The organism is Streptomyces panaciradicis (assembly GCF_023516615.1).
Taxonomy (GTDB): Bacteria; Actinomycetota; Actinomycetes; order Streptomycetales; family Streptomycetaceae; genus Streptomyces; species Streptomyces panaciradicis.
Map to the genome: position 1 here is coordinate 1 of NZ_JAMGBF010000219.1, position 2915 is coordinate 2915.

Here is a 2915-nt window from a genome sequence, read left to right on the forward strand (position 1 = left end):
GCACCCGCCGCCGCGCCCCACGCCGCACCGAGCAGCAGGGCCATGCCGAGGTTTCCCCGCAGGCTGATCCCGGCGCCGAACGCGTCGAAGCCCAGCACCGACAGCGAGGCGTCCACCGACACCTCGGTCAGCCAGGCGAGCAGCGGCAGGGTCAGCGCCGTGACGACGCCCAGCCGCAGCGCGCACCGCCCGGCGAACCCGAGGGCGCCGGGACCGCGCGCCTCCGCGTCCCCGACCGGCGTCCGCACCGCCGTCAGCACCCCGGCCAGCAGCATCGCCACGGCCGCCGCGACCCCGAGCAGCCACACCCGGCCGTCCAGGTCGGCCAGCCTGCCCAGCGTCACCGACTGGTCGGTCTTCGCGGTGAGCAGGTCGTCCAGGGGATTCGGCAGCAGCTTGGCCAGCGCACCCGTGGCCTTGCCGTCGAAGGGGACGAACAGGCCGATCGGGATGCCGAGCCAGGTGCCGTTGGGGGCACCGAGCAGGGCCGCGCCGAAGATCCGTCGGGGGTGGGCGTCGCCGATCGCCGCGTACACCGCCGCCGCGCACCCCGCCGCCACGGTCACCAGCAGTACCGTGACGAGCGCCGAGGCCGCCGGCCGGACGACGCGGTGCACCGCCTCCCAGCCCCGCGGCAGGGGAGTGCGGCGTGAGGCGAGCAGGGCGATCAGCAGGACCCCGGCCGACCAGCCGAGGCCCCCGAGCAGGGTGGCCGCCGTGTCGACCGAGAAGCCGACCCCCGCCTTGGCCTTGATCAGGTTGCCGATGTTGTCCGGGAGCAGCCCGCCGATGTTCCCGAGGTCGCCGAGACCCGGGACGCTGATCCCGCCGCCCCCGCCCGATCCGCCGGGCAGCTTGCCGAGGCCCAGCGAGCCGCCGTCGATGGTGATGACGTCGTGCCCCGCCCAGGCGAGCCCGCCCAGCGTCGCCACGAACAGCGCGACCACCGCGCCCGCGCGCGCGAGGAGTTCGGCCGGCGCGACCACAACTCCGGCCGCGCGCAGGGACCGCAGGAAGAACCACGACAGCAGCAGGGCGCCGACCAGGCTCACCCCGAGTGGCGTGATCGTGACGGCCGTATGGGCCTCGGCGCCCTTCAGGCCGAAGGCGGAGACGTCGCCGGACGGAGTGACCGAACCGCCCGCGCCGAGGGCCACCACGGCCGCGGTCATCGGTCCCAGCGAGCCCGCGGCGTCCGCCCGCAGCAGATGCAGGCCGAGTGCGGCGGTGCCCGCCATCCCGATCACCGCCCAGCTCACGGAGGCGATCGCGGACAGCACGACGTCTCCCCACGGCACTTGTGAGCCGTGGGTGCCGTGCTTGGCGCTCTCGACACCGAACGACGCGCTCATGGCAGACCCCCCGATCCGCGGCGCGGCCCGGTTGCCGCGCATGTCCCCCTCGCGTGGATTACCACTCTCCGGGTCGGTTTCCACCCCGTCAACGGAACCGGACGACCCGCGCGTGCGTGGTGTTCACAAGGCCCGACTTTCGGTCACAGGGGGGAGCCTGAAATAGTTCCCGACGATGTTCGACATCCCTAGACTCCCTGTGTCGGGGGTATCTCGGGGGACTACTCAGTGGGGCATGGAGTGCCGGAACTCGTACTGGAATTGAACGGACGCACCTGGACGCTGGACCCGTCCAGGCCTTACACCCTCGGACGCGATCCGCAGGGGGACGTCGTGGTCGACGACGCCAGGGTCTCCTGGCGGCACGCCACGATCAGCTGGAGCGGCCGCGGTTGGGTCCTGGAGGACAAGGGCTCCACCAACGGCACGTTCGTGCAGGGGCAGCGCGTCCAGCACACGGAGATCGGCCCCGGTACGGCGGTCCATCTCGGCAACGCGACCGACGGCCCGCGCGTGACCGTGTCCAGCGCCGCGGCGGCCGTCGCGACTCCGCAGGCCCAGCCGCAGCAGCAGCCGTACGCCGCGCAGGGAGCGGGCCCCGGCTGGGCGCAGCAGGCGCCGCCGCAGCAGTCGGCTCCGCAGCCGCAGGCACAGCCTGCCTGGCAGCAGCCGCAGCAGGCCGCGCCGCAGATCCCGCAGCAGAACCCCGGTGGTGGCGCGGGGGCGCCGCCGGTCTACGGCGACCGCAGCCCGACGACGTTCCACCAGTTCTCCATCGGCCGCGTGATGCGCATCGGCCGTGCCCTGGAGAACGAGTTGGTCGTCTCCGACCTGCAGGTCTCCCGTCACCACGCCGAGTTCCACTCGACGCCCGACGGCCGCATGGAGATCCGCGACCTGGGCTCGCACAACGGCACGTACGTCAACGGCCAGCCCATCGCCAAGGGCGGTTCGCAGCTGCTCGGCCCCGCCGACGTCGTCGGCGTCGGCCACTCCACCTTCCGGATCGTCGGCGACCGGCTGGAGGAGTTCGTCGACACCGGCGAGGTCTCCTTCTCGGCCCGCCATCTGACGGTGACGGTCGACGGCGGCAAGCAGATCCTCAAGGACGTCTCCTTCGGCGTCCCGGAGAAGTCGCTGATCGCGGTCATCGGCCCGTCCGGTTCGGGCAAGTCGACCCTGCTCAAGGCGCTCACCGGCTACCGGCCCGCCAACCAGGGCGACGTCCTGTACGACAACCGCAACCTGTACAAGCAGTTCGCCGAGCTGCGCCAGCGCATCGGCCTGGTCCCGCAGGACGACATCCTGCACAAGGAACTGACGGTCAAGAAGGCCCTCAAGTACGCGGCCAAGCTCCGCTTCCCGGCGGACACCACCGCGGCCGAGCGCGAGGCCCGCATAGACGAGGTGCTGCGCGAGCTGAAGCTTGACATCCACAAGGAGAAGAAGGTCACCTCCCTCTCCGGCGGCCAGCGCAAGCGCGTCTCGGTGGCCCTGGAGCTGCTCACCAAGCCGTCCCTGATCTTCCTGGACGAGCCGACCTCGGGTCTCGACCCGGGCATG

Annotated in this window: 2 protein-coding genes; one reads left to right on the forward strand and one right to left on the reverse strand. The window is 72.3% G+C overall.

All coding sequences use genetic code 11. The annotated features are described in order from the left end of the window. A partial coding sequence (locus M8J74_RS41495; protein ID WP_249841347.1) for a streptophobe family protein occupies positions 1-1352 on the reverse strand: 1352 nt, incomplete at its 3' end. Positions 1353-1592: 240 nt separating this feature from the next. Here M8J74_RS41495 and M8J74_RS41500 point away from each other — a divergent pair. Further along, the coding region (locus tag M8J74_RS41500; RefSeq protein ID WP_249841348.1) for an FHA domain-containing protein at positions 1593-2915 on the forward strand (1323 nt) is incomplete at its 3' end.